25 protein-coding genes and 3 riboswitches are annotated in these 23,235 nt (G+C 39.8%); of the genes, 18 read left to right on the top strand and 7 right to left on the bottom strand.

All coding sequences use genetic code 11. The annotated features are described in order from the left end of the window. Positions 1 to 56: 56 nt before the first annotated feature. Together metE and LCD34_RS18100 are read right to left on the bottom strand one after the other, a co-directional pair. Positions 57 to 2,345, bottom strand: a complete 2,289-nt coding sequence (gene metE, locus LCD34_RS18105; RefSeq protein WP_224559806.1) for a 5-methyltetrahydropteroyltriglutamate--homocysteine S-methyltransferase — start codon at positions 2,343 to 2,345, stop codon at positions 57 to 59. 155 nt (positions 2,346 to 2,500) lie between these two features. Next, a riboswitch (cobalamin riboswitch) is annotated at positions 2,501 to 2,693 on the bottom strand. Between the two features lie 113 nt (positions 2,694 to 2,806). Next, positions 2,807 to 3,766 (bottom strand): S8 family peptidase, encoded by a 960-nt coding sequence (locus LCD34_RS18100; RefSeq protein WP_007498796.1) that lies wholly within the window; start codon positions 3,764 to 3,766, stop codon positions 2,807 to 2,809. 460 nt (positions 3,767 to 4,226) lie between these two features. Between LCD34_RS18100 and LCD34_RS18095 the strand changes: the two genes are divergently transcribed. The 9 genes from LCD34_RS18095 to LCD34_RS18055 all read left to right on the top strand — a co-directional run bounded on the left by LCD34_RS18095 (position 4,227) and on the right by LCD34_RS18055 (position 10,922). Beyond that, positions 4,227 to 4,529 (top strand): hypothetical protein, encoded by a 303-nt coding sequence (locus LCD34_RS18095; protein WP_224559805.1) that lies wholly within the window; start codon positions 4,227 to 4,229, stop codon positions 4,527 to 4,529. 1 nt (position 4,530) lies between these two features. Continuing rightward, positions 4,531 to 4,734: a helix-turn-helix transcriptional regulator gene (locus LCD34_RS18090; protein ID WP_008346178.1), complete on the top strand. Its 204-nt coding sequence runs from the start codon at positions 4,531 to 4,533 to the stop codon at positions 4,732 to 4,734. A 200-nt stretch (positions 4,735 to 4,934) separates the two neighbouring features. Next, positions 4,935 to 5,621 (top strand): response regulator transcription factor, encoded by a 687-nt coding sequence (locus tag LCD34_RS18085; RefSeq protein WP_008346176.1) that lies wholly within the window; start codon positions 4,935 to 4,937, stop codon positions 5,619 to 5,621. A gap of 3 nt (positions 5,622 to 5,624) precedes the next feature. After that, positions 5,625 to 6,974, top strand: coding sequence for an ATP-binding protein (locus LCD34_RS18080; protein ID WP_056704869.1), 1,350 nt, complete (start codon positions 5,625 to 5,627; stop codon positions 6,972 to 6,974). Positions 6,975 to 7,040: 66 nt separating this feature from the next. After that, positions 7,041 to 7,730 (top strand): PepSY domain-containing protein, encoded by a 690-nt coding sequence (locus LCD34_RS18075; protein WP_060780998.1) that lies wholly within the window; start codon positions 7,041 to 7,043, stop codon positions 7,728 to 7,730. A gap of 92 nt (positions 7,731 to 7,822) precedes the next feature. Beyond that, positions 7,823 to 8,341 (top strand): PepSY domain-containing protein, encoded by a 519-nt coding sequence (locus tag LCD34_RS18070; RefSeq protein WP_008346169.1) that lies wholly within the window; start codon positions 7,823 to 7,825, stop codon positions 8,339 to 8,341. Positions 8,342 to 8,417: 76 nt separating this feature from the next. Beyond that, positions 8,418 to 8,561: a hypothetical protein gene (locus LCD34_RS18065; RefSeq protein ID WP_008346168.1), complete on the top strand. Its 144-nt coding sequence runs from the start codon at positions 8,418 to 8,420 to the stop codon at positions 8,559 to 8,561. Positions 8,562 to 8,692: 131 nt separating this feature from the next. Then, positions 8,693 to 8,856: riboswitch (M-box (ykoK) riboswitch) on the top strand. 207 nt (positions 8,857 to 9,063) lie between these two features. Then, complete coding sequence (gene mgtE, locus LCD34_RS18060; RefSeq protein ID WP_007498785.1) at positions 9,064 to 10,422, top strand: magnesium transporter; 1,359 nt, start codon at positions 9,064 to 9,066, stop codon at positions 10,420 to 10,422. A 101-nt stretch (positions 10,423 to 10,523) separates the two neighbouring features. Next, positions 10,524 to 10,922 carry a lipoprotein gene (locus LCD34_RS18055; RefSeq protein WP_048002065.1) on the top strand — a complete coding sequence of 133 codons (399 nt, stop codon included), beginning with the start codon at positions 10,524 to 10,526 and terminating at the stop codon, positions 10,920 to 10,922. A gap of 134 nt (positions 10,923 to 11,056) precedes the next feature. On the opposite strand, the gene LCD34_RS18050 is transcribed toward LCD34_RS18055, so the two are convergent. Continuing rightward, positions 11,057 to 11,920, bottom strand: a complete 864-nt coding sequence (locus LCD34_RS18050; RefSeq protein ID WP_056704864.1) for a LysR family transcriptional regulator — start codon at positions 11,918 to 11,920, stop codon at positions 11,057 to 11,059. 200 nt (positions 11,921 to 12,120) lie between these two features. On the opposite strand from LCD34_RS18050, the gene LCD34_RS18045 reads away from it, so the two are divergent. Further along, on the top strand, positions 12,121 to 12,483 hold the full coding sequence (locus tag LCD34_RS18045; RefSeq protein ID WP_224559804.1) for a cupin domain-containing protein: 363 nt from the start codon (positions 12,121 to 12,123) through the stop codon (positions 12,481 to 12,483). 245 nt (positions 12,484 to 12,728) lie between these two features. Here LCD34_RS18045 and LCD34_RS18040 read toward each other — a convergent pair whose 3' ends face one another. Further along, the gene (locus tag LCD34_RS18040) at positions 12,729 to 13,058 is read right to left on the bottom strand and encodes a MerR family transcriptional regulator (RefSeq protein ID WP_007498778.1); all 330 of its coding nucleotides are present in this window, start codon (positions 13,056 to 13,058) and stop codon (positions 12,729 to 12,731) included. A gap of 192 nt (positions 13,059 to 13,250) precedes the next feature. Between LCD34_RS18040 and LCD34_RS18035 the strand changes: the two genes are divergently transcribed. The 3 genes from LCD34_RS18035 to LCD34_RS18025 all read left to right on the top strand — a co-directional run bounded on the left by LCD34_RS18035 (position 13,251) and on the right by LCD34_RS18025 (position 14,429). Next, on the top strand, positions 13,251 to 13,406 hold the full coding sequence (locus tag LCD34_RS18035) for a hypothetical protein (RefSeq protein WP_008346151.1): 156 nt from the start codon (positions 13,251 to 13,253) through the stop codon (positions 13,404 to 13,406). Positions 13,407 to 13,444: 38 nt separating this feature from the next. After that, on the top strand, positions 13,445 to 13,609 hold the full coding sequence (locus LCD34_RS18030) for a stress protein (RefSeq protein ID WP_144684399.1): 165 nt from the start codon (positions 13,445 to 13,447) through the stop codon (positions 13,607 to 13,609). A gap of 355 nt (positions 13,610 to 13,964) precedes the next feature. Then, the gene (locus LCD34_RS18025; RefSeq protein WP_088004396.1) at positions 13,965 to 14,429 is read left to right on the top strand and encodes a MarR family winged helix-turn-helix transcriptional regulator; all 465 of its coding nucleotides are present in this window, start codon (positions 13,965 to 13,967) and stop codon (positions 14,427 to 14,429) included. A gap of 30 nt (positions 14,430 to 14,459) precedes the next feature. On the opposite strand, the gene LCD34_RS18020 is transcribed toward LCD34_RS18025, so the two are convergent. After that, positions 14,460 to 16,883 carry an EAL domain-containing protein gene (locus tag LCD34_RS18020; protein WP_058213834.1) on the bottom strand — a complete coding sequence of 808 codons (2,424 nt, stop codon included), beginning with the start codon at positions 16,881 to 16,883 and terminating at the stop codon, positions 14,460 to 14,462. Positions 16,884 to 17,131: 248 nt separating this feature from the next. Here LCD34_RS18020 and LCD34_RS18015 point away from each other — a divergent pair, with 248 nt between their 5' ends. From LCD34_RS18015 to LCD34_RS18000, 4 genes are all read left to right on the top strand, one after another. Continuing rightward, positions 17,132 to 17,746 (top strand): DedA family protein, encoded by a 615-nt coding sequence (locus LCD34_RS18015; protein ID WP_007498772.1) that lies wholly within the window; start codon positions 17,132 to 17,134, stop codon positions 17,744 to 17,746. 78 nt (positions 17,747 to 17,824) lie between these two features. Beyond that, positions 17,825 to 17,931, top strand: a riboswitch (yybP-ykoY riboswitch). Positions 17,932 to 18,027: 96 nt separating this feature from the next. Next, on the top strand, positions 18,028 to 18,819 hold the full coding sequence (locus LCD34_RS18010) for a TerC family protein (protein ID WP_048003405.1): 792 nt from the start codon (positions 18,028 to 18,030) through the stop codon (positions 18,817 to 18,819). Positions 18,820 to 19,034: 215 nt separating this feature from the next. Beyond that, positions 19,035 to 19,790 carry an RNA polymerase sigma factor SigI gene (sigI, locus tag LCD34_RS18005; RefSeq protein ID WP_008346139.1) on the top strand — a complete coding sequence of 252 codons (756 nt, stop codon included), beginning with the start codon at positions 19,035 to 19,037 and terminating at the stop codon, positions 19,788 to 19,790. Next, positions 19,787 to 20,980 (top strand): anti-sigma factor domain-containing protein, encoded by a 1,194-nt coding sequence (locus LCD34_RS18000; RefSeq protein ID WP_144684393.1) that lies wholly within the window; start codon positions 19,787 to 19,789, stop codon positions 20,978 to 20,980. Before sigI ends, LCD34_RS18000 begins: the two co-directional genes overlap by 4 nt. A gap of 39 nt (positions 20,981 to 21,019) precedes the next feature. Here LCD34_RS18000 and LCD34_RS17995 read toward each other — a convergent pair whose 3' ends face one another. Both LCD34_RS17995 and LCD34_RS17990 read right to left on the bottom strand, forming a co-directional pair. Beyond that, positions 21,020 to 21,214 carry an alpha/beta-type small acid-soluble spore protein gene (locus LCD34_RS17995; RefSeq protein ID WP_008346135.1) on the bottom strand — a complete coding sequence of 65 codons (195 nt, stop codon included), beginning with the start codon at positions 21,212 to 21,214 and terminating at the stop codon, positions 21,020 to 21,022. A gap of 124 nt (positions 21,215 to 21,338) precedes the next feature. Further along, the gene (locus LCD34_RS17990) at positions 21,339 to 22,055 is read right to left on the bottom strand and encodes a DUF1836 domain-containing protein (protein ID WP_046343373.1); all 717 of its coding nucleotides are present in this window, start codon (positions 22,053 to 22,055) and stop codon (positions 21,339 to 21,341) included. 279 nt (positions 22,056 to 22,334) lie between these two features. On the opposite strand from LCD34_RS17990, the gene htpX reads away from it, so the two are divergent. Beyond that, the gene (gene htpX, locus LCD34_RS17985; RefSeq protein WP_007498762.1) at positions 22,335 to 23,234 is read left to right on the top strand and encodes a protease HtpX; all 900 of its coding nucleotides are present in this window, start codon (positions 22,335 to 22,337) and stop codon (positions 23,232 to 23,234) included. Position 23,235: the final 1 nt, after the last annotated feature.

Below are 23,235 nucleotides of genomic sequence, written 5' to 3'. Positions count from 1 at the left end.
ACAATTTACGCATAAAAAACCCCTGCCAAATGTTCAGCAGGGGAAGAGTGAGTCCATTATGCGTGCTGCGCTAGCTTTTTACGAGCGACTTCAGCAGCTGTCACCATGTTTTTCAAAGCAGCAATGGTTTCAGGTTCTTGTCTTGTTTTCAGTCCACAGTCAGGGTTGACCCAGAAGCGATCTGTCGGACAGACGTTCAGTGCATCATCAATGATTTTACTCATTTCTTCAACAGCTGGAACGCGCGGGCTGTGGATGTCATATACCCCAAGTCCAAGGCCTTTCAAATACGGGTGTTTTTCTAAATAATCGAGGAACCCGCCATGACTGCGTGAATGTTCAATCGTAATCACGTCTGCATCAAGGTCTTCAATCGTATCAACAATATCCTCGAAGTTGCTGTAGCACATATGTGTATGAATTTGCGTTTCATTTTGAACAGACGATGTCGATAGACGGAATGACTCTGCTGCCCAGTTTAAGTATGCTGCCCAATCACTCTCTTTTAAAGGAAGACCTTCTCTTAGCGCAGGTTCATCCACTTGAATCACTTGAATACCCGCTGCTTCTAACGCTTCTACCTCTTTGCGTAAAGCAAAAGCGATTTGGAAGGCAATGTCTTTACGAGAGATATCTGTTCTTGGGAAAGACCAGTTTAAGATCGTGACAGGCCCTGTCAGCATTCCTTTGACTTTTTTCTCTGTTAAGCTTTGAGCGTAAACCGTCTCTTTCACTGTCATTGGCTCTGTAAATTCTACATCTCCATAAATGATCGGCGGCTTTACGCATCGTGATCCATAAGATTGAACCCAAGCGAATTTTGTAAAGGCAAATCCAGCGAGTTTTTCACCGAAGTATTCAACCATGTCTGTACGTTCAAATTCTCCATGAACGAGTACATCTAGGCCAATCTCTTCTTGAATATCAATCCATCTTTTTGTTTCTTTTTTAATAAATTCATCATACTCTGCATCTGTCCACTCATTTTTGCGCCATTTTTGACGAGCACTGCGCACCTCAGCTGACTGAGGGAAGCTTCCGATTGTTGTGGTTGGAAGAAGCGGCAGTTCAAGAGATTCATTTTGAATGCGTAGTCGTTCTTCAAAAGCAACTGGACGTTTAAAATCTTTTGATGAAAGGCTGTTGCGCTCTGCTGTCAGGTCCGCATTCGTTCCTTTCGCGAATTCTTTTAACGTCAGAAGTGCTTCATTTGCTGCATGGATGTCTGCATCAATGGCAGCTGCTCCTTTTGATAATCCTTCTTTTAATAGCGTTAATTCAGCCAGCTTTTCAGTGGCATAAGAAAGTCCGTTTAATAGTTTTTCTTCAAGCTGTTCGCTCGGATGTTTTGCAACTGGGACATGTAGCAGGCTGCTTGAAGGCTGTAGCCATACTTCTTTTGGCTGCACGTCAGCAATCACTTCAGAAATAAACGATAATCTTTCTCCTAGATCTGATCTCCAAATATTTCTGCCGTCGATGATACCGGCTGCTAAAATTTTATCTTTTGGGAAGCCGTGTTTTTTCAATTGTTCAAGGTTTCGTCCTTGATCATGGACAAAATCAAGACCGATGGCTTCAACAGGATACGTCACAAGCTCTTCATAGGCATCTACTGAGTCAAAGTATGTTTGAAGGAGAACGTTTAAGGCAGGTACAGCTTCTTTAATCGTTTGATAGATGGCTTTTACTGCTTTCACGTCTTCACTTGAAGCTGTGACTAAAGCAGGCTCATCAATTTGAACCCATTTTACACCGGCTTCTTCAAGCTCTTTTAACAACTGAGTATAAAGCGGCACTAGGCGTTGCTGAATCTCTTTCACTTCATTGGCTTCATAGCCTTTAGAAAGAGAAACAAATGTATAAAGACCAAGAACAACAGGTTTTGTTTCAACACCAAACGCTTTTTTCACCTTTTCGTATGCTTCAAGTGGTTTGTTATGTGTGAGTTTGAATTCTGTGCTTTTTTCGTATTCTGGAACGATGTAGTGATAGTTTGTATTAAACCATTTTGTCATTTCACTTGAGACAGCATCTTTTGTTCCTCTTGCCATCGCAAAGTATGTATCTAGCGGGTCTTTCAAGCTGCGGAAGCGCTCTGGAATCCAATTGAACATAACGGCAGTATCCAGCACGTGATCATAGAAGGTGAAGTCGCCAGAAGGAACAACGTCAATTTGTTGATCAATTTGAGTTTTAATAGCGGCTAAAAATTGTTCATCGAGTGTGCTTAAGAGGGTTTCTCGGTCAGTTTGACCTTTCCAATAAGACTCAAGTGCTTTTTTCCATTCTCTGTTTAAACCAATTCGCGGGAAACCTAGATTACTTGTTTTAACAATTGTCAATTCCAATTCCTCCTCTAAATATAAAAAGACACTCACACTCATGGTCAAGATTGATGAGGGCAAATGTCTGGTTTAAAAAGACAAAATGTGTGTGCGAAAGAAGGCGTAAGTATCAATGACGAACGCTTTTCCGACATCTCCTATCAACCGTAGGGGGTTTGATGTGATAGAGCGGCTGGTATCCTGGCTAGTGAATCTGCAAGCTTTTCATCCTTCCCATCTTTACGACAGTGGATGATTAACGAAAAGCTCTCCTCACTTACAGTGGCGGGACCGCGCCGGATTTTCACCGGTCTTCCCAATTAAAATTCGACGTGTGATCGAATTACCGACTCTCAAACTATGAATTTATTGTGTTCGATTATATAACGTTCACTTCATTTCGTCAAAGTAAATTTTGAATAATTTTAATTTAAAAAATCCTGAGAAAATTCTATCTTTTCTCAGGACCTAACATGTACCTATAGAGACAAAAGTTCTGCTTCCAATGTTTTCTCAAGAAGCACATCTGGTGCAGTTAAATATAAAAACCCGTTTCCTACAAGGGTTTTCGATTGTTTTAGCGGAAGGGTTCTCCGTACGAGCTGAGCATATACCTCAGGTTCTGTCAGCTTACGCTGGAACGCTTCTTCTTCGGCATTTTTAATAATGGCGAGTGCACCGCTCACATGAGGGGCAGCCATGGAAGTGCCTGTTAGTCTTCCGTATTTATGGTTAGGGAGAGTGGATAAAATGTCTTCACCTGGAGCGACGAGGTCGATTTCTTTATTCGCATTGGAGAATTCAGAGGATTCTCTTGCAAGAGAGACAGAGCCGACGGCAATGACCTCGTTGTATGCAGCTGGGTAGGAGAACTCTTCAGTACGCTCGTCTCCGTCACCTTCATTTCCTGCTGCGCAGACAACAAGCACACCGCTGCTTACCGCATGTTGGATGGCCTTTTGCAGTTCTGGTTCATTGCTTGGCCCACCGAGAGACATGGAAATGATATCAACCTTCTGCTCAACCGCATAGTTAATGCCATTGATAATCCATTCGTATTTCCCGCTGCCATTTTTCCCTCCAAGAACTTTCACGATCAACAGCTTGGCTTCAGGGGCAACACCTAAAATGCCGCCATTTTGATCCGTTGCTGCAATCGTTCCTGATACATGGGTACCATGCCCGTTGTAGTCTTTTACATTCTCAGCATCTCCATTGTCATCATCGGTAAAGTTTTTTCCTCCGATAATCTGATCTTTTAAATCGGGATGCTCCGTGTCGCAACCTGTATCAAGGACAGCAATGGTTATGCCTTTTCCTTTGAAGCCACTTGACCAAAGTTCGGGTGCTTTAATCTCCTGAATACTTTCCGGCGTCTCTTTCGCTTCCATCACATTGGCTTTTACTTCATACGGAATTAAGCGAATTTCACCTTTCATAAGAAAGCCCTCCTTATTTTGTTTTCAAAGTAGATTCAGGTTGCGTAATGTTATTGTATAAAACAAATGTTTGATCGGAAAGGGTCAATTGTAATAATTTTTCAAATAATCAAATAATTATTTATTGTGCAGTTCTCCTCATATCTTGCCGAAAGAAGTCACCTTTTGAAGAAAACTCTTAGTATCATATGAAAAAGAATGAAATGCTGCATAGTGAGCTTGCACCTGTACAGATGAAAATGGGTGAAAAGAACTAAAAAAGGCAGATCGAAAAAAACATCATATAAAGAGATAGAGGATGACAGAAAAGAAAAAGGTACATGCCATGTGCAGATGATTGTTTTTTCATTATAATGATCGAAAGAATATAGAATGTAAAAAGTATTTGACATTTTTTAAGCGGATGATATGATTAAAATGTAAAAAATATTTGACATTTTGATTGGGAGGGGACTAACCGTTGGATGTTGTCAAAGTTGTGTATTCAGTCATATTATTAGTGGTCGGACTATTCATCTTTTTCGCGCCTATGATTCTAAAGGGTGATGAAAGAAAGAGATTTATCTACTCAAAGGCTCAATCGTATGCATTTATGGTGGTCATTGGTATGCTTTTATTAGAAGTCGCACAGTCCATATTTTTAACGACCCAAGGGAACAATTCTGATAAGGGGTTTGGGATTTCTCCCATCATGTTCCTAACTGTGATTTCGGTCATTTATTTAGTTACATTACTCATATACAGAAAAAAATATGGTGATTAAATTGCAAAATCATATAAGAGAACTAAGGAAATCCATTAAATTATCCCAAGAAGAACTTGCTAAACGGTGTAAGGTCTCGAGACAAACCATCAATGCCATTGAAAACGATAAGTACGACCCTACTTTACAATTAGCCTTTGACATCGCCTCTGTTTTGAATACGACTGTAGATGAGCTTTTTGTCAGTCAACCTAAAAAGAAGTAAAGGACCAGCCTCAGAAAAGAGGCTTTTTTTGTTGATTTGTGTAATGTGAAAGGATCAGCTGAAAATAAAAATCAACCATATTACATAACAATTCCTCATTCATAAAAAATAAGATATGAAGATTGTGACTGTTCCAATGGAGAAAGGCAACATATAATAATGGAAAGACAAGCTTGCCTTTTCAGATAGGAGAGATAGAGATGAACAAAGGGAAGATACTCGTGGTCGAAGATGAAAAGAAAATTGCAAGAGTGCTGTCATTAGAACTTGAATATGAAGGATATGAGGTCACAGTCCAAGATACAGGGATGAAAGGACTCCAGGCGCTCGAGGAGGAGAGTTTTGATTTAGTGCTTCTAGATGTCATGCTTCCAGAATTAAGCGGACTTGAAGTGCTTAGAAGGGTTCGAAAGACAAATACGGCAACACCGATCATTTTGATTACCGCAAGAGGAAGTGTTCCCGATAAGGTCAGCGGTCTTGATCTTGGGGCAAACGATTATATTACAAAACCCTTTGACATAGAAGAATTATTAGCGCGAATTCGTGCACAGCTGAGGTTCAATCACAATGCGCAAGAGGAAAAGGAAATTGAGCTAAGTATTGCAGATTTAACGGTGAATGAGAAAACAAGAGAAATTCAAAGAGGCGGTCAGACGCTTGAGCTGACACCGAGAGAATATGACCTGCTTGTTCATTTATTGAAACATCAGCAACAAGTGCTCACAAGAGATCAGCTTTTAACAGCTGTCTGGGGTTTTGATTATTTTGGTGACACGAACGTGGTTGATGTCTATATTCGCTATTTAAGAAAAAAAATCGATTACCCGTTTGAAAAACAATTGATTCACACAGTGAGAGGTGTGGGTTATGTGATGAAAGGATAAAGCATGAGATTAAAAAATAAGATCCAGCTTTATACATCGTTGTCCTTGTTTTTAATGGTGCTGCTGTTTCATACAGCGATTTATTTTATTTTTTCAATGACCTTGACGCAAAAAGATATGTCCAGACTGTCGGAAGTAGCTGAAAATATTGCGATTGCACTAAAGAAGTCAGAGGAAGAGGGCCTTCCATCTTCAGAGCTTCTGAAAGCGTATCTGCCTCAAAATGGTATGATCCGTGTCGTCACAGAGAAAGGTGAATCAAAGCTGACCGTCACGAAGGAATCTACGTTTAGCTCACTTCCTTTTACATACGAATCTGGTCAGACAGCAGAAATTCAAGAATACAATAAGCATATGATTGCGTTTGCGGCTATCCCTGTCATTTGGACAAATGGGGACATTGTGTCGCTGCAAGTATATGAAGAAATTGAAAATACAGAAGAGAACTTGGCGTTATTAAAAATGATTTTAATCACTACTGGCGTTTTGTTTATTGTGCTTTCTTATTTTGCAGGCCACATTTTAACGAAACAAATTGTCCGCCCAATTAGCCGAATGACCAATACGATGAAAGCAAGTATGAGAGAAAAGGCATTTAAACGAATTGAATTAACAGGCGATTCAAAGGATGAACTGTATCAAATGGGTCAAACCTTTAATGAAATGGCGGAAATTCTCGAGAAACATTATGAGAAAGAGCAGCAATTTTTACACGATGCTTCTCATGAATTGAAAACACCCATTACCGTCATCATGAGCTACAGCAATTTACTAAAACGCTGGGGACAAAGCCGACCAGAGGTCGTAGAAGAATCCTCTCAAGCCATTCATGATGAGGCAAAAAAAATGAAAAGGCTGACAGATCAACTACTCACACTGGCGAAAAATGGGCAGCCGCTTTACTTGGACATGAAGCCGGTTGATCTTGGTCAATTGTGTAGCCAAGTCGGCCATACACTTGAAGTGGCAACCAATCGAACCATCCTTACTCATATACAAACCGATCAGCCTGTGATTGCTGAAGGAGACGAAGAGAAGATCAAACAGCTTTTGACCATCTTGATTGATAATGCGGTTAAATATAGTGCAGAGCCAGTTGATGTGAACTGCGGACGAGCAGGAGAGAAACCGTTTATTTCGGTTGTTGACAAAGGAATTGGCATAAAAGAAGAGGATCTGCCGAAAATCTTTGACCGCTTTTTCCGTGTGGATGAAGCGAGAAACAGTGAGACGGGTGGGACTGGACTTGGCCTGTCAATTGCGAAGCAAATTGCTGAAGAGCATGGGGCTGAGCTAAAGGTAGACAGCCGTATCGGTGAAGGAACCGTGATGACCATTCTTTTTCAGAAATAAGTAGGTCTTTTCTCATCAATTTCTCATTTCCTCCTTATAAAATAGGAAATAGGAAGGAGGCGCTGCATGTCTAGAAAACTGAAAATGCTGCTTACGCTCGCAGGATGTCTTTTCATTCTTGCGGCCTTTGCAATGCTCATGATTCAAACCATTGACAAAAAAATATTAAGCGAAGCAGACATTAAAAAAATCATAGCAAAAGACTACAATGGAAACATCACAAATATTGATTTGATCAATCATAAACAGGACTATACATTGACGCTTGAAAATTCAAATGGCATCTATCAAATCATTGCATCTTCCTCAAGCGGTCAAATGAAAGAGATGAAACAATTAAAGAGCTATCAAAAACCAAATGAGAAAAATGCCGAACTCCAAGCAGAAGAGGTGGCAGTGAAAAAAGTGAAGGGTACCGTGATTCAAAAGAAAGAAAAATCGGATCGCTTTATCTTTACGATTCAATCAAAAAAAGAACTGTATCAAGTGGATGTTGAGAAAGACACGTTCAAGGTGATTGAAGCAGAAAAGAAAAAGCCAACCTCTAAAGAAAAGAAGCTCACAAAAATAACGGTAGAAGAAGCCATTCAGATTGCCGTAAAAGAAGTGGGCGGCACAGTGGATGATGCAGATCTTGAAACTTTTAGCGGAATGCTCGTGTTTGAGGTAGAGCTCGATTTGCCGGATGGAAGAGAGGCAGAGGTGTTAGTGAATGCCTATACAGGAGATATTGAAGGCATTACGTACGAAAACTAATCATTTTCTCATGATTTTCTCATCTTCCTTTCCTTCCTTTATCATCTTGTTTTTTTAAGATAAAGGAGAAATAAACAGAGGAGGAATGAAATATGATAAAAAAAGTACTAGTCGCTACAGCATTCACAGGAGCACTTGTTGCAGGTGGTTTCACCCTTCAAGCGCAAAATACAAATCAAACGGCAAATGCCGAACAAGTGGTGCAAAAGAAATCTTCATTTGTCTCAAAGAAACAGGCTGAAAAAGCAGCATTAAAAGTTGTGAAAGGCTATGTAGATGATGTAGATCTTGAGCGTAAAAAAGGAAAATGGGTATATGAGGTCGAGATTAAAAAAGGCGGCTTTGAATATAAAGTATATGTCGATGCCAAAACAGGCAAAGCGCTCAATGATCCAGTCAAAGAAAAGAAACAAAATGTAAAAATCACCAAAAAACAGGCTGAACAAATTGCCCTTGCAAAAGTAAAAGGAACAGTCACAGATTCAGAATTAGATAAAGAAAATGGTGTGTACTTGTATGAAATTGAAATTACGACACCAAGCGGCGAAGAAGTTGATTTTGAGATTTCCGCTAAAACAGGCAAAATCCTCAAGCAAGAATGGGACGATTAAGCTATAAATGAACCTTACACTTTTATGTGTAAGGTTTTTTCATTGGGACAAACTACTGGAAAGGAGGCGAGAGAATATGATGAAGAAAAAAGAAGAAGAACAGACGATGGATCGTGCGGAATATGTTCCCCATCCTGATGGAGAAGGATATGCTTTGTTTTTGCATGATTCCTTTCATCTCCTCTCCCAAGAGGATATGAATCAGCCGGAAGAAGAATAAAAGACATGAAAGGGCGATGGTCAACTTGTCTATCGCTCTTTTTTTGAAAAGTAAGCGAATACATCAGGAAACTTGGCATCTTGCTTATTGACATCATTGCGCTTTTTCTGTAATCTCAGTGTGTCAACAATATGAGACTTCGTTAGGTGAGGCTCCTGTATGGAGATACGCTGCTGCCCAAAAATGTCCAAAGACGCCAATGGGTCAACAGGAATCATCGACATAAGGTGATTTTTAATGCAGCTGGATGAATCCTATGCCATACAGTGCTAAAGCTCTACGATTGAAGGAGCAAGTGTTTATTTGTCATGCTTACAAAGCGCCTTCATTCGGTTGAAGGTGCTTTTTTATGAGAAAAGGAGGTGTGGGGATGGATCATCCCGATTCGAGACACATAGAGAGTATGTCAAAAGATCAGATTGACACATCAGATAGAGGAGATCCTGACCCCCGCACAATCTAAGGGATTCGGGTATCTCCTGATTTTGGGGAGGTAACAGCGATGATACAGAACATTACGTACGATGAACTCATTTTACGCATCATTATTTTACTAAGAGATGGAAAACGTAAAGAATTTAAAAACATTATGGAAGAACTGCAGCCTTATGATATGGCCTACTTATTCAAGGAGCTTCCAGAAAAACATCGCGGCCGCTTTCTCAGCTTTTTAACAGTCGATGACGTGACGGAAATGATGGGTGAACTGGAGCGGGAATATCAAGAGATTGTTCTTGAAAAAGTAGGGAAAGACAAAGCCACCTTCGTCACAAACAAAATGGATAACGATGACCTTGCCAACTTGTTTGATGAGATGGAGGATGAGCTGAAGGATCAGCTTTTATCTAACATGGAAGCAGAGGAATCCAAGGCCGTCCAGCTTCTCATGAATTACCCTGCTGAGACAGCAGGCCGGATCATGACCAATCGGTACGTTTGGATTCCGCAGCATTATACGGTTCAAGATGCCGTGGTGAAGCTGAAAAGCTTTGCTGAAATTGCCGAATCGATCAACTACTTATATGTCATAAATGATCAAAAACAGCTTGTAGGGGTACTCTCATATAGGGATCTTATTTTAGGTGAGCCAGATGAAAAAGTGCAGGATCTTATGTTTACAAGAGTCATTGCCGTTGGTGCCTTTCAAGACCAGGAAGAAATCGCAAAGCTCATTGAACGATATGATTTCCTTGCCATCCCTGTTGTAGAAGAGAACAATGTCTTAGTCGGAATTGTGACAGTCGATGATATCATTGATGTTGTGATTCAAGAGGCAGGAGAAGACTATGAAAAGTTTGCTGCCTCTGGTAAAGATATCACGTTCGACACACCGGCATTTGTGGCGGCATACCGACGTCTTCCGTGGCTTATTTTGCTCTTATTCATTGGGCTGATTTCAGGCAGTATCTTAAATTATTTTGAAGATACCCTGCAGCAAGTCGTTGCTTTAGCATTCTTCATGCCGATGATTGCAGGTATGACAGGGAATACAGGGACACAGTCTCTAGCGGTTGTTATTAGAGGATTGTCAAAAGAAGAATTAACGAAAAAAACCATTATGCGCTTGATTTTCAGAGAGCTGAGAACAAGTATTTATATTGGGATTGTTTGTTCAATCATTATTACGGTCGTTGCCATGGTATGGCAGGGCAATATGATTTTAGGTTTTGTTGTTGGTTCCTCGCTTCTTGCAACACTGATTATTGGGACAATGGCAGGTACGGTCGTGCCGATTATTTTACACAGATTAAACGTCGACCCAGCCATTGCATCTGGACCGCTGATCACAACATTGAATGATATTTTATCCTTACTCATCTATTTTGGAATTGCAACAGCATTTCTTCATACACTGATGTAGTCAAAAGACTGTAAAATGTAACGTTTTACAGTCTTTTTTGAATAAAGATTGCATATAGCGCTTCCATCCTTTACATTTTAAGGAGAAGGTGGGAGAGAAAAATGAAGAAGCTTTTATTCATTTTCATGTGCATTGTTTTGCTAAGTGCATGTTCAAGAGAAGACGAGGGAAAAGATAGAAGACTGGTAGCATCAGAGCATATGCTTGAAGCGATAACTGAAGGAAATAAACGAAAAATGGACAACGTCTATGTCGAAGGCGCAGTCCCAAGTCCAAGTGACATTCTTAAATCGAAAAAGGAATGGGGAATTGAGACGCTTTCTTATGAAGATTTTCAATTGGAAGAAGCCAGCATCCACGTCTTTCATGCAAATTATAAAGATGCAAACACTGGAGAAAAAAAGGCGCTTGCCTTTCGGGTGAAAGAAGATCCTGAAAAAGGCGGCGTACGAATTGACTTTGTAGGGGTTGTTGAAGGAACTGATGCTTCATCTAAATAAAAAGAATCGTTCATATGCTTGGCATAAGTTGAGATAATGTAAAAGGATAGAAGAGCTGAAAGAATGTCGCTCTATCTATCCTCTTTTTTGTATCACACATGATCTTATTAATGAAAACAATGATCTGTCTCAGATCACATATTCGTAATGCCTATTAACTCCATAAATTGTGACAGGGCACTGGTCATGTACGAATCACGTCGCCTGATCAACACAGTGGGTACGATTCGATGTGGTTCTGGTAATGGATGACAGGTAAATTTGCCTTCTCCCCGAGATTCAACCATAGATTTTGGTAATATAGTCACTCCCAGCCCGCTTTCAACACATTTAAGGACGCCCTCTAACGTACCATATTCCATGACCTTCATAGGAGGATAGCCGTTGTTCTCTAGCCACTTTTGCCATCGTCCTAAATAAATACAATGGGCGAATGACGAGAGCAACGGCTCATGTAAAATAGATTCTACCTGGAATTGCTCCGTGGAGTAGCTTGTAATGAGAACGAGGGATTCTTCCAATACAGGATACTCGATGATTTCTGGATGAAGAATTGGCCCATCTACCAAGGCCCCGTCTACTTTGTAGTTGAGGATAGCGCTAACTTGGTCGACTGTAGGTGCCATATACAAGCTCAATTCTACTTGTGGAAATTTTTTGTGATATTCTGTGAAAATGCTGGGCAATCTTGTAGATGCGGTGGACTCTATAGATCCAATGTGTAAAGATCCTCGCGGAGTAGAGGAAAGCTTTACTGCTTCTATCGCTTCTTCGTAATCATATAGCAATTTATTTACATAGGGCAGTAGTTCACGTCCTGCAGGCGTTAAAGATATTTTCTTATGATATCGATAGAGAAGAGGTACACCTAACTCTTGTTCAAGACGTTGGATTCTTGCGGTGACATTGGACTGCACATAATTTAATTTTTGAGCAGCTTTTGTGATGCTTTGTTCAATGGCAACGGCTTTAAATACTTCCAAAGATTTAATATCCAAACTAACTCTCCTTTTTTGCATCATAAATTGTGATGATCTATATGCTATTTTTTGATTTTACGTGATCCAATGAAGTATGTAAACTAAATGATAGAAGAGGTTGATGCTCATTGCGTCCCTTTTATCTGATTGAGAGGAGAAAATGAGATTTTCTTAGCTGTGGCAATTAAACGTTTCCATTTAATAAGGAGGGGAATCGATTGATTTCAAAGGTAAATATCGAAGAAAAATTTTCGCAAATAAATGATTATTGGAATCCTAGAATAGGTGGAGAGTTGAATGACTCATACATGAAAATGGTGAAAATTAAGGGTGAATTCATTTGGCATCACCATGATGATGAGGATGAAATGTTCTTTGTGTGGAAAGGCAATCTAGTCATCCGTTTTAGGGATAGGGAAATAACGCTTCATGAAGGAGAATTTCTTGTGATTCCAAAAGGAGTTGAACATCAGCCCGTTGCTGAAGAAGAAGTTCACTTGCTCTTAATAGAACCTAAAACGACGCTAAACACGGGGAATGTGCTCAATGAACGAACTGTTTCGATTCCTGAACAAATTTGAAAAACTAAATCGTTAAAGATCAAGTATCTTAGGTGATAAATAGTTGAATGGTTGTTTTAGCTAATAACGAGGCTGCAATTGCTGCCTCGTTTTGTTGCTTCAATGATTCAGATGAGCTGTAACGCATTTGCTTTCACTACCTGAAATAAACTCTTCAGCAAGAATCGGTTTGTGCTTTCATCGTTTCATATTCAGGACGATCAGATGCTAAGTCTATTTTGCTGAGTAAGCGATTGTTATTTAGTTCATCGATTCTTGTACCGGAAGTGCGCGTTAATTTGACCTTCCAGCATCTTTTTCTTATATTGTCCGCTTTTTAATGCCTGTTCTTTTTTCTTCATGTCTTTCAAAATCTCCGCTGTCTGCACACCATCTTCCCGTTTATTGGCGATATCCATTAAACGTTCTACATCAGAAAAAGAATATTTCCGTGTGCCTCTTGTTGAGCGCTGGGGATAGATGAGTTTCCGTTCCTCATAATATCGGATTTGCCTGACGGAAAGTCCTGTTAATTCACTGACAATCCCGATTGAAATGACTTTTTTATCTTTATAAGATACATCTTCCTGCGTCATATCCTCACCCCTGCAAGTCTTTTCTTCATATTATATCCAACAGTCAGTAAAAAAACCTAACGTTTGTTAGATAATATAACACAAAAATGAATAAAGTGAAAAACAATGGAAGGAAAATTGACATATAAAGTGCAAATCATATCACGTAAACATATGATAAGAAAAAGAAAAAATGAGGAGGAGGCGCACTTGATGGAGAAAACACAGATCATCCGTATGGCAAAAGAAATCATCGCATTAGATGTGAAGAGGGATGAACTGCTGGAGCAGTTCATGCAGGCTGCGGGTCAGAATGCACATGCTCTTCTTAGAGCCGTACAAAATGATTTGTATAAAAAGTCCTCATAAGCACCCGATCCATATCCATTGATAGGAGGGGAGATGTCATGCGGCGTATATTAAAAGAAGCTTTAGCGAAAGAAAGACATTATTATACGAAGCAGCTTTGCTCACTTGGGGTGTACAGCCCTGATATGACCAAGAACATGACAATTAGTGACTTAAAAAAAGAGTATCATTTCTTTTTCAACAAAACCGATCGCTTTCTTTAACATCCCTTATCATGTGCGTTGTCACATGAAGGGTTCTTTTTTTGTGTTTAATATTATAGCAATATTGAATTTTGTAGAAATTTGACGAATCAAATGTAAGAAAATATAGAGCCTTTACAGATTATGTTAAAATTTGTCGTAACATGATGGTTTGCTGGAAAAGCTTTTTTTCGAGATGATTGTGAAAAATAAGAAGGATTTTAAAAGTTTATATCGAAATCTTATACATAACACGAATGGAGTCACTTATGTGGTTGAAAGGGTTTTCAAAAACGTACTTCTATTTTTTACGAAAGGCTCCAACTGCACCGCAAGAAAGCCTTGAAGTTAAAAAAATATTATAAGAGGTAGATATGTGATGAGACTATCGTTTAATGAAGAAGAAGTAGAACGTTCAATGACGCTTTACAAAGTTTTTGCAAGGGCATTTAAAAGCGTTTCCGAACACAGTATTAGAGACAGCAAGGAGCATGGATTCAATCCAACTGAATTTGCCGTTCTCGAATTACTGTATACGAGAGGTGCTCAAAAACTTCAGCAAATCGGCTCAAGACTCCTGCTTGTCAGCGGGAATGTGACGTACGTAATTGACAAGTTAGAACGAAATGGTTTCATTGAAAGAGAACAGGACCCAAAGGATAAACGGTCAGTTTATGCCCATTTAACGGATAAAGGGCGCAGTTATTTGGATAAAATTTATCCAATCCATTCTCTTCGAATTGCGCGGGCGTTTTCTGGTCTTTCGCGTGAAGAACAGGAGCAATTAATTAGTCTGCTGAAAAAAGCAGGTATTCACAGTCAGCATTTGTTATTTAGATAAAACGAAAAGGTGCCATGGTTGGCACCTTTTTTATGTATCCAGCTGATGAGCAGGATAGGCGATAAATTTTTCAATATCACTAGCTGGAAGTGGCTTGGCATAATAAAAGCCTTGTAGATCGTCACAGCCCTGCGCAGATAAAAGTTGCGCTTGTGCAAAAGTTTCAACACCTTCAGCAATGACTTCTAGAGATAGCTGGTGCCCCATTGCAATAATAGCCCCTGTGATTTGCTCAGACTTTGAATCACTCAAAATATCCTCGATAAATGATTTATCAATTTTCAGACGGTGAATCGGCAAATCCTTCAAATAGCTTAAAGAGCTGTGGCCTGTACCAAAATCATCAATACTAATACGGACGCCAAGTTGTTTTAGAGATGTCAGTACTTGTTTTGACTGCTTGATGTTATCCATTGTCATGCTTTCTGTCACTTCAAGCTCAAGAAGTGATGGTTGAAGGTCGTATTTTTTTAGCGTTAGTTTGATCAAATCAATTAAGTCTTCAGAGTTAAACTGCTTAGCAGATAAATTGACCGCTACAGGGATTTTCAATTGCTTGTCATACCACAATTTTGCCTGCTGACATGCCGTGTCAATGACCCACCTTCCAATATCGATAATCAGGCCGGATTCTTCAGCAAGTTCAATGAAAGCCTCGGGTGATTTTAGAGAACCGTCTGGTGCTTTCATTCTTAAAAGGGCTTCAACACCTGTCATTTGTCTTGTTTTGGCGCTGATTTGCGGCTGATAATGAAGCACAAACTGCTTTCTTTGAATGGCATCTCGTAGCTCCAGTTCGCGATTAAGTCTGTCCTCACTCAATCTCTCCATAGATTCAGTAAAGAATTCATAGCGGCTTTGTTTATGTTTCTTTGATAAGTACATGGCCATATCTGCTTTTCTCATCAATTCCATGCCATTCTTTCCGTTTTGCGGAGAGATGGCGATTCCAATACTAATGGATGTAATGAGCTGATGGTTTTGAATGAAAAAAGGTCGTTCAAATTGGCGAATGATGTTTTTCGAAAGCTGTTCAATTTTATGTGTACCATGCTCCAGGTGAGGAAAGATCATTAAAAATTCATCCCCGCCAATTCTTGCAATAAAGCCATTGTCAGGCAAACATTTGGTTAGTCTGTTTGCGGCGGCTTTCAACAGCAGATCGCCTATGTTATGACCAAGGGCATCATTAATAATTTTAAACCGATTTAAATCAAGAAAAAGAACTGCCGTTGACGTTTTTGTCTCTTCTTGAGCGGATAAAACATCATTTAAATGATTAATTCCATGACGACGGTTGGGCAGTTCAGTTAGTGCATCATAATGTGCCATCACATGAATTTCTTTTTCAGCAATCTTCTGCTGGGTTAAATCCTTTAAAACGAGATAAATGCTGTCAAGTGTATGGTTGACGTGTACGGGTATGTATGTAACATGATAATAATAAAAACGATCTGCTGCTTTCAGTTCTGCTTCACGCGTAATTGCTTTTTTAGATTGATCAATAAAGTCTTCCCACATCTCAGTCGGCATGACATATTGACTCACATCATCACCAATCCAGGAATTGCACATTTTCAAAATGTGTTTGCCTGGGTCATTCGCAGATATCACTTTTCGATCAACAGATAACACGATAATCCCATCTATATTATGTTTGATCAGTGATTGGAACCGCTGTTCATTTTCTTTTAGCTGATCGGATTGTGACATAATCCGGTGATCAATATAGGCGCCGAAAATCATAAGTGATTGGACGATAAGCGTCATCAGGCCGATGAAAATGGACAGGCTAAATGGTGACATTTCAAGAGAACCACCCGCAGCGGCATGACCATCTGAATGAAAAAACATCGTCGAAGACGCCATGCCAGTGTAATGCATGCCCGCAACAGCACCGCCCATCATCAGTGCACCCGCTATTTTTAACAGCTGATCTCCCCGCCTTTTCTCAGAGCGATGGAGCCGGAAAAAAAGGTGTAATGAAAAGAATGAAGCGAGCGCACCAATAAAAAACGAAAGAAAAAAGAGAACAGGGTCATAGCTGATGGTGACATTCGCCATTGATTCCAATCCGAGGTAGTGCATGCTGCAAATAGCTGAGCCCATCGTGATCGAACTAATCAAAAGTCGTCTTGTAGAAAGTTGCTGCTGAATACATATTGAAAATGCAATGAAAGAACCGATAAAAGAGGCCAAAATCGATAAAATGAGTAAGGGTGTTTCATATGTGATACCAGAGCGTAGGTGAAACGCCATCATGCCAATAAAATGCATTGACCATATTCCCATCCCCATGATCATCGCACCAATGATCAACCATACTCTTTTCTTTGCGCCGCTCGACTGGATCACCCGGCTGGCTAATTGAAGAGCTGAGTAGGAGGCGACAGCGGCGACAGCGACTGACAGAAAGACAAGCCATCCGTTGTAGCTTCCTGTTAAATGTGTCATGTAAGAAAACCTCCTGTATCTAAAAACAGACATATACTTAATATATCGGATCAAGTGGCGCCTGTGTTCACTTTTCCTTTACTTAAAAAGGGTATTTAGCATTTTTTTTGAACATTTTTTATAGTAAAATCAAATTTAATGTAAAAAAACGAAGAAAAGTGAATCATTTTTGGTTTTTTATTCGTTTAATAGGTGGCACGGTACGATTTGCAAGCATAGCCTGTCAAACTGATTATGTGTGAAAGGGATTGATAAACATCGAAGATTTTATTATTTCATTAGCTGATGCCTTTAAGAATTTGTCGTACTTCGGCATCTTTCTTGCATTATGCATTGAATTTGTTCCTGCTGAAGTGGTGTTGCCTCTTGCAGGTTACTGGGTTTCAAAAGGGGACATGGCCTTCATTGGTGTTGTGGCTGCCGGTTCTATTGGTGGTGTGGCAGGCCCCTTGACCTTGTACTGGTTAGGACGTTATGGAGGGAGACCCTTTTTAAATAAATATGGCAAATATTTCTTTGTGAAACCTGAGTCACTTGATAAATCGGATGCATTTTTTGAAAAGCATGGCGGATTTGTTGCGTTTAGCGGCCGATTTATTCCAGGGGTCAGAACCCTTATTTCCATTCCGTGTGGTATTGCGAAGATGAATGTGTGGGTTTTTTGCCTGTATACGTTTTTGGCGATTACGCCAATTACATTTGTATATGTGTATCTAGGATTTGTCCTTGGGGAGAACTGGCAAGAGGTTGGAACCATTTTAGAACCATATGTATTGCCGATTGGAATTGGTATGCTCTTATTGTTTGTTCTCTACGTGTGGCTGAAACGAAGAAAAAGAAAAACAGAAACACCAACGGCTTAATCAGTGGGTGAAGATGAAAAGTCACCTGTTGACAATCCGGGGTCTGTTGATTATGATATAAGTAATCTAAATATTCTTAATCCCACCAAAGGGGAGTAGCGTCCGGTTATCACCGGAAACAAAGTCGTCATTACATGGAACCTCATTCCATCGGCTTTGTTGGCATGATTTACATATCACATGTCTAGCAAGACCTTTGCCATTACAGGCAAAGGTCTTTTTTGCATTCATAAGCCTTTGTCTGTTGTGGGACAATAGATAAAAAATAAGGAGGAATGATGATGGATGCAGCAATTATTTTAGAGTACGGGTGGGTTCTTCTCGTATTGATTGGATTAGAAGGGATTTTAGCAGCTGATAATGCGCTGGTTATGGCTGTGATGGTCAAACACCTTCCTGAAAAACAAAGAAAAAAGGCATTATTTTACGGACTTGCGGGAGCATTTGTCATGCGATTTGGTTCTCTTTTTCTTATTTCGTTTTTAGTAGATGTGTGGCAAGTTCAAGCCATTGGCGCAATTTATCTTCTATATATTTCGATTCACCATATTTTAAAATCGCACGTATTTAAGAAAAAGGAAGCAGACACAAACATGAAACAAAGCGGCTTTTGGGCAACCGTCGTAAAAGTTGAGCTTGCTGACATTGCATTTGCAGTAGATTCTATTTTAGCAGCTGTTGCATTAGCTGTGACTCTGCCAGCAACAAACCTTCCACAAATTGGCGGGCTTGATGGCGGTCAATTTATTGTCATTCTATTGGGCGGTATCATTGGTCTAGTGATCATGAGGTTTGCGGCGACTGTATTTGTGAAACTGCTTAAAACGAGACCAAGCCTAGAAACAGCAGCATTTGTCATTGTCGGATGGGTTGGCGTGAAGCTGACGCTCTATACACTTTCTCATCCAGCCATTGGGGTCGTGTCCTCTCATTTCATTCATTCAACATTATGGAAAGTCATTTTCTGGACGGTTCTTCTCGCAATTGCAGCATTTGGTTGGTTTTTATCAAGTCCATCAAGAAAAGGCGGCCAGCAAAACGAGGAAAAACAAGAGATGCGGCTGGAAGAGTAGGTTTTTTGAAAGAAATATCATTTCATTTTCATAACACGTATATTACAAAAAAGGGGGTGATACCCCCTTATTTCTTTGCTTTTAAACGAAACGTTGTAAAGTAGATAAAGAAATACATGTCACAATTGAGTAACAGGAAATGAATTCCTCATTTCTTCCTTTGCGCTTCCCTCATAAATTAGCTATCATAAATGAGTAATATAGGGAGAACTGAGGTGAAACCATTGCTTAGCCTTTTGTTTAAAAAGGGAAAGAAAAAGCAAACATTAGAGCAGTCGGCAATCAACATCCAACAGGGTGATACCGAGCTGCAAAATGCATTAATAGAGCAATACAAACCATTTGTCGCTAAGACGGTTTCATCCGTTTGTAAACGATATATAGATGAAAAAGATGATGAATTTAGCGTAGGCTTAATTGCCTTTAATGAAGCGATAGAAAAATACTCTGCCGAAAAAGGCAACTCACTCCTTGCATTTGCGGAGTTAATTATTAAAAGAAAAGTAATCGACTATATTCGAAAAGAAGCAAGAAACGCGCCAACGGTTCAAATGGACCTTCAAGAAAGTGAGAATGGCGAGTACTCGCAAAGCATGATTGAAGCAGAGCTTTCTGCAAATGAATATAGGCGTTTAATTGAACAAGAACATAGAAGAGAAGAGATTGAACATTTTAAAGAACGATTGAAAGTATATGGTCTTACGTTTCAAGAACTGCTTGAGCATTCACCAAAGCATGCGGATGCGAGACAAAATGCCATTAAAGTGGCCCATACACTCGTGAAGCACGATGAACTGAGAACCATTTTATTTCAGAAAAAACAATTGCCAGTCAAACAGCTGGAAAAGCTAGTGGAAGTCAGCCGCAAAACGATTGAGAGAAATAGAAAATATATTATTGCGATGGCGATCATTATGACAGGTGATTATGTGTATTTGAAAGATTACCTTAAAGGGGTGCTTAATTCATGAGAAGAGGCATTATAGTAGAGAAAAACAAAAAATATGTCACACTGCTGACCCCTGATGGACAATTTCTGCGGACAAAGTATGAACAGCAAGACTATGAAATCGGTCAAGAAGTGACGTTTCCGAATGAATCACGTCTCGAAAGAAAAAGAGCCGGTTTTTTTGACCTGCTTCGTTTACGTCCGTTAAATGCAGGAATTCTATCAATTGCAGCAATTATTGTCGTGATTTTCACTATGATGCCATCTTTCTCAAGTCAAAAAGCATATGCATATATGACGATTGACATTAACCCAAGCTTTGAGCTGAAACTCGATCACAATTATCAAGTGATCGGTGTCACTCCGCTGAATAAAGATGCGAAGCAAGTACTGGCCAGTATGAAAGATTTAGAAAAAAACGACATGACCAAAGTCGTGCAGGAAATCATCGATGATTGTGATAAAAAGGGATACGTGAACCACTCTAAAAGCATTTATATTTCAACTGTTTATGAAAACAAGCAGGATCATACATACAAAACAAACGTAAAAAGTAAAATCAGCACCATCTCGGGGGAATATCAAAAGCGCAATTATAAGCTGGAAACTGTGGAAGGTGACCTGGAAACAAGAGAAAAGGCACAAAAAGCAGGCATTTCAACAGGAACTTATATTAGAAATCAAGAAATGCAAGACAACGAACAAGAGGACGTTAAAAAAGAAGATGAAGATCCAGCAGATGACGAGGCTGTCAAAGAAGAAGAGCCGAAAAATGCTGATGAAGATCAAAAAGACGAAGACAAAAAAGAAGACATCAAGACAGACGATAGCGATGAGATGCAGCCTGATAAAGAAGCTCCTGAAGGCGAAGACAAAGAGCAGAAGGAAGTTGAGAGGGAAGAGCAAGGAGCTGTTCAAAAGCCTCACCAAACAAGCCCTAATCTTGACAACAAAGAGAAAAAGGGAAAAGAAGAAAAGGATCGCTCTTTTGAAAAAGACAAAGAGCAAAAAAAAAATCACTCGACTGATCCAGATGAAAAAAAACATCCAAACGGCACATCACGTGGTGACACTAAAAAGCATGTAAAAAAAAACGACAGTGGTCAGAATCGTCCGTACGGCGAACGTAACAGAGATGGCGTCAAACAAAAAGGAAAAAACACACCGCCCTCATACCGTGAAAACCGGGATGAACCTACATATGAACAGTAAAAAAACGCCAGAATAGATCCGGCGTATTTCACCATGTCTTTATTTAGTTGAATGGCCCATTTGAGATTGCGCCTGCTGTACGAGTCTTTTTGTCATCTCGCCGCCAACAGAACCGTTTGAACGTGCGACTGTATCTGAACCGAGATTCACGCCAAATTCTTGAGCGATCTCGTATTTAAATTGATCTAAAGCTTGTTCTACTCCAGGAACAAGAAGTTGATTTCGATTTGCCATCACATATTCCTCCTTTCACCTCATGTTTGTTGCGCCTTCTTATTTTGAAAAAAACAGCCTGCAATTATGCTGGCAATTGCTGCACAAAAAAGCCGAGGTGATGAAGGTCACCTCGGGCTCAGTTTTAAGCCTTTTTCAGCTGAAGCGTATTCAACATCATTTCTTGCGCTGTGCTTTGCAAGTGAGAAGTGAAAACGGAGAAAACGGTAGAACTGATAATGCCTTTAATCAAATGCCATTGCGGCTTCGTCAATTCTGTAAACTCTTCGTGGAGTTTGTCCGTCTGCTCTTCTGTCATTTCTCGTAAATTCGTTTCCTTTAATGGAAAATGTGTATGGTGATAAATAAAATCAAGGACGTGCGCATATGCTTCATAAAAACGGATGGGGCTGATAATATCATCCGTTCGATCTGTGATCGTATTAAATAAGGCAGATAAGATCGTACGAATAGAATCAAAATCAAATACTGATTTTAAATCCCGGACAATTAATAAAATAACGACTTGATCAATGGAGTACTTCTTGCCAAGCTCTGGATGGCCGATCATATCTTTAATATCGCGCTTGATCCAGTTTTGAATGGCTGTCGATTTAAGAGAAGTCAGTTCACACAAGTTGCCAAGCTCAACGATTTCGTTCGTTGAAAGCCCGTGCTCTGATTTTTGCTTCCGCCGTTCGAGTTTTTCAAAAAACGAAGGGATTCTTAATTCATCATATTCATGTTCCTTATCGCTTTTTACAGATAAATTCAAAAGCTGAAGCGGAGTCAGATCTCCCTCGCCTTTTAGAGAATACAGAAGTCTCGTCATGTCAATTCTCGTTAATTTAAAAGTCACCATGTTCCACCTCATTTTGTACGTCAAAAACGTGATTATTGATCTAATTCAACATCATAATCTCTTTTTAATGAAAATGCAAAATAAACTAAAATAGGACCGGTGCGTCACAATTTGTTCACTTGTTTGCGGATGCAAGTAGCGTAATCATTGAAATGACGAGGTTTGAGCCAGTATGATAAACATAGAAAACGATTCCTTTTTCCTTGCAATTTGAGACGTTTATTTTTATAATTTTATTAATAAGTTCAAATGAACTTAATATGACAGCGGAGGTTATGTATGGGTAAAAGAATATTTCTGTTTATATTAACGAACATTCTTGTTATCACTACGATTGGTATTGTCCTATCGGTTATTAGTGCAGCAACTGGTGTTGGTTCTTATATAGGAGCAGACGGAAGACTTAATATCCTTTATCTTCTTGTATTCAGTGCAGTTGTTGGTTTTGTAGGCTCGTTTATGTCACTAGCGATGTCTCGCTGGATGGCAAAAATGATGATGGGTGTGCGTGTGTTAAATCCAGAAAAGGATTCATTAACATATGATGAGCAGCAGCTTGTTGACCGCGTTCACAGACTATCAAGAGCAGCAGGCCTTTCTAAAATGCCTGAGGTCGGTATTTACCAATCATCTGAAGTAAATGCATTTGCGACAGGTCCTTCTAAAAGAAGATCGCTTGTTGCCGTATCAACTGGATTGCTTCATGAAATGGATGATGCAGCAGTTGAAGGGGTTATCGCTCACGAAGTCGCTCACGTAGCGAACGGTGACATGGTTACAATGACGTTACTTCAAGGAATCGTCAACACGTTTGTTGTCTTCCTTTCAAGAATTGCGGCATGGATCGCAAGCCGTTTCGTTCCACGTGAAGAGCTTGTGCCGATTGTTCACTTTATCGCTGTGATCGTCTTCCAAATTATTTTCTCTATCTTAGGAAGCCTTGTCGTATTTGCTTACTCTAGACATCGCGAATTCCATGCAGACCGCGGCGGTGCGGACCTTGCAGGAAAAGATAAAATGATTCATGCGCTCCGTTCACTAGAGGCGTATACATCAAGAATTAAAGATGATGATCAAACAGCTGTTGCTACACTGAAAATCAGTGGTAAAAGAAAAGCTTCTCTTTTCTCAACACACCCTGATTTAAACGAAAGAATTAGAAGACTCGAAGCAAAATAAG

Origin of the sequence: Bacillus sp. RAR_M1_44 (assembly GCF_020165935.1) — a bacterium.
In the GTDB taxonomy this organism is placed as follows: Bacteria; Bacillota; Bacilli; order Bacillales; family Bacillaceae; genus Bacillus; species Bacillus altitudinis.
Note: the sequence above shows the minus strand (reverse complement) of the source record. Positions and strands in the feature narration are given on the sequence as shown.

Excerpts from the sequence above, each read along its gene's own strand:
- LCD34_RS18100 (WP_007498796.1), bottom strand. The coding sequence starts at position 3,766 with ATGAAAGGTGAAATTCGCTTAATTCCGTATGAAGTAAAAGCCAATGTG.
- LCD34_RS18085 (WP_008346176.1), top strand. The coding sequence starts at position 4,935 with ATGAACAAAGGGAAGATACTCGTGGTCGAAGATGAAAAGAAAATTGCA.
- LCD34_RS18080 (WP_056704869.1), top strand. The coding sequence starts at position 5,625 with ATGAGATTAAAAAATAAGATCCAGCTTTATACATCGTTGTCCTTGTTT.
- LCD34_RS18075 (WP_060780998.1), top strand. The coding sequence starts at position 7,041 with ATGTCTAGAAAACTGAAAATGCTGCTTACGCTCGCAGGATGTCTTTTC.
- LCD34_RS18070 (WP_008346169.1), top strand. The coding sequence starts at position 7,823 with ATGATAAAAAAAGTACTAGTCGCTACAGCATTCACAGGAGCACTTGTT.
- LCD34_RS18065 (WP_008346168.1), top strand. The coding sequence starts at position 8,418 with ATGATGAAGAAAAAAGAAGAAGAACAGACGATGGATCGTGCGGAATAT.
- mgtE (WP_007498785.1), top strand. The coding sequence starts at position 9,064 with ATGATACAGAACATTACGTACGATGAACTCATTTTACGCATCATTATT.
- LCD34_RS18055 (WP_048002065.1), top strand. The coding sequence starts at position 10,524 with ATGAAGAAGCTTTTATTCATTTTCATGTGCATTGTTTTGCTAAGTGCA.
- LCD34_RS18040 (WP_007498778.1), bottom strand. The coding sequence starts at position 13,058 with ATGACGCAGGAAGATGTATCTTATAAAGATAAAAAAGTCATTTCAATC.
- LCD34_RS18035 (WP_008346151.1), top strand. The coding sequence starts at position 13,251 with ATGGAGAAAACACAGATCATCCGTATGGCAAAAGAAATCATCGCATTA.
- LCD34_RS18030 (WP_144684399.1), top strand. The coding sequence starts at position 13,445 with ATGCGGCGTATATTAAAAGAAGCTTTAGCGAAAGAAAGACATTATTAT.
- LCD34_RS18020 (WP_058213834.1), bottom strand. The coding sequence starts at position 16,883 with ATGACACATTTAACAGGAAGCTACAACGGATGGCTTGTCTTTCTGTCA.
- LCD34_RS18010 (WP_048003405.1), top strand. The coding sequence starts at position 18,028 with ATGGATGCAGCAATTATTTTAGAGTACGGGTGGGTTCTTCTCGTATTG.
- LCD34_RS18000 (WP_144684393.1), top strand. The coding sequence starts at position 19,787 with ATGAGAAGAGGCATTATAGTAGAGAAAAACAAAAAATATGTCACACTG.
- LCD34_RS17995 (WP_008346135.1), bottom strand. The coding sequence starts at position 21,214 with ATGGCAAATCGAAATCAACTTCTTGTTCCTGGAGTAGAACAAGCTTTA.
- LCD34_RS17990 (WP_046343373.1), bottom strand. The coding sequence starts at position 22,055 with ATGGTGACTTTTAAATTAACGAGAATTGACATGACGAGACTTCTGTAT.
- htpX (WP_007498762.1), top strand. The coding sequence starts at position 22,335 with ATGGGTAAAAGAATATTTCTGTTTATATTAACGAACATTCTTGTTATC.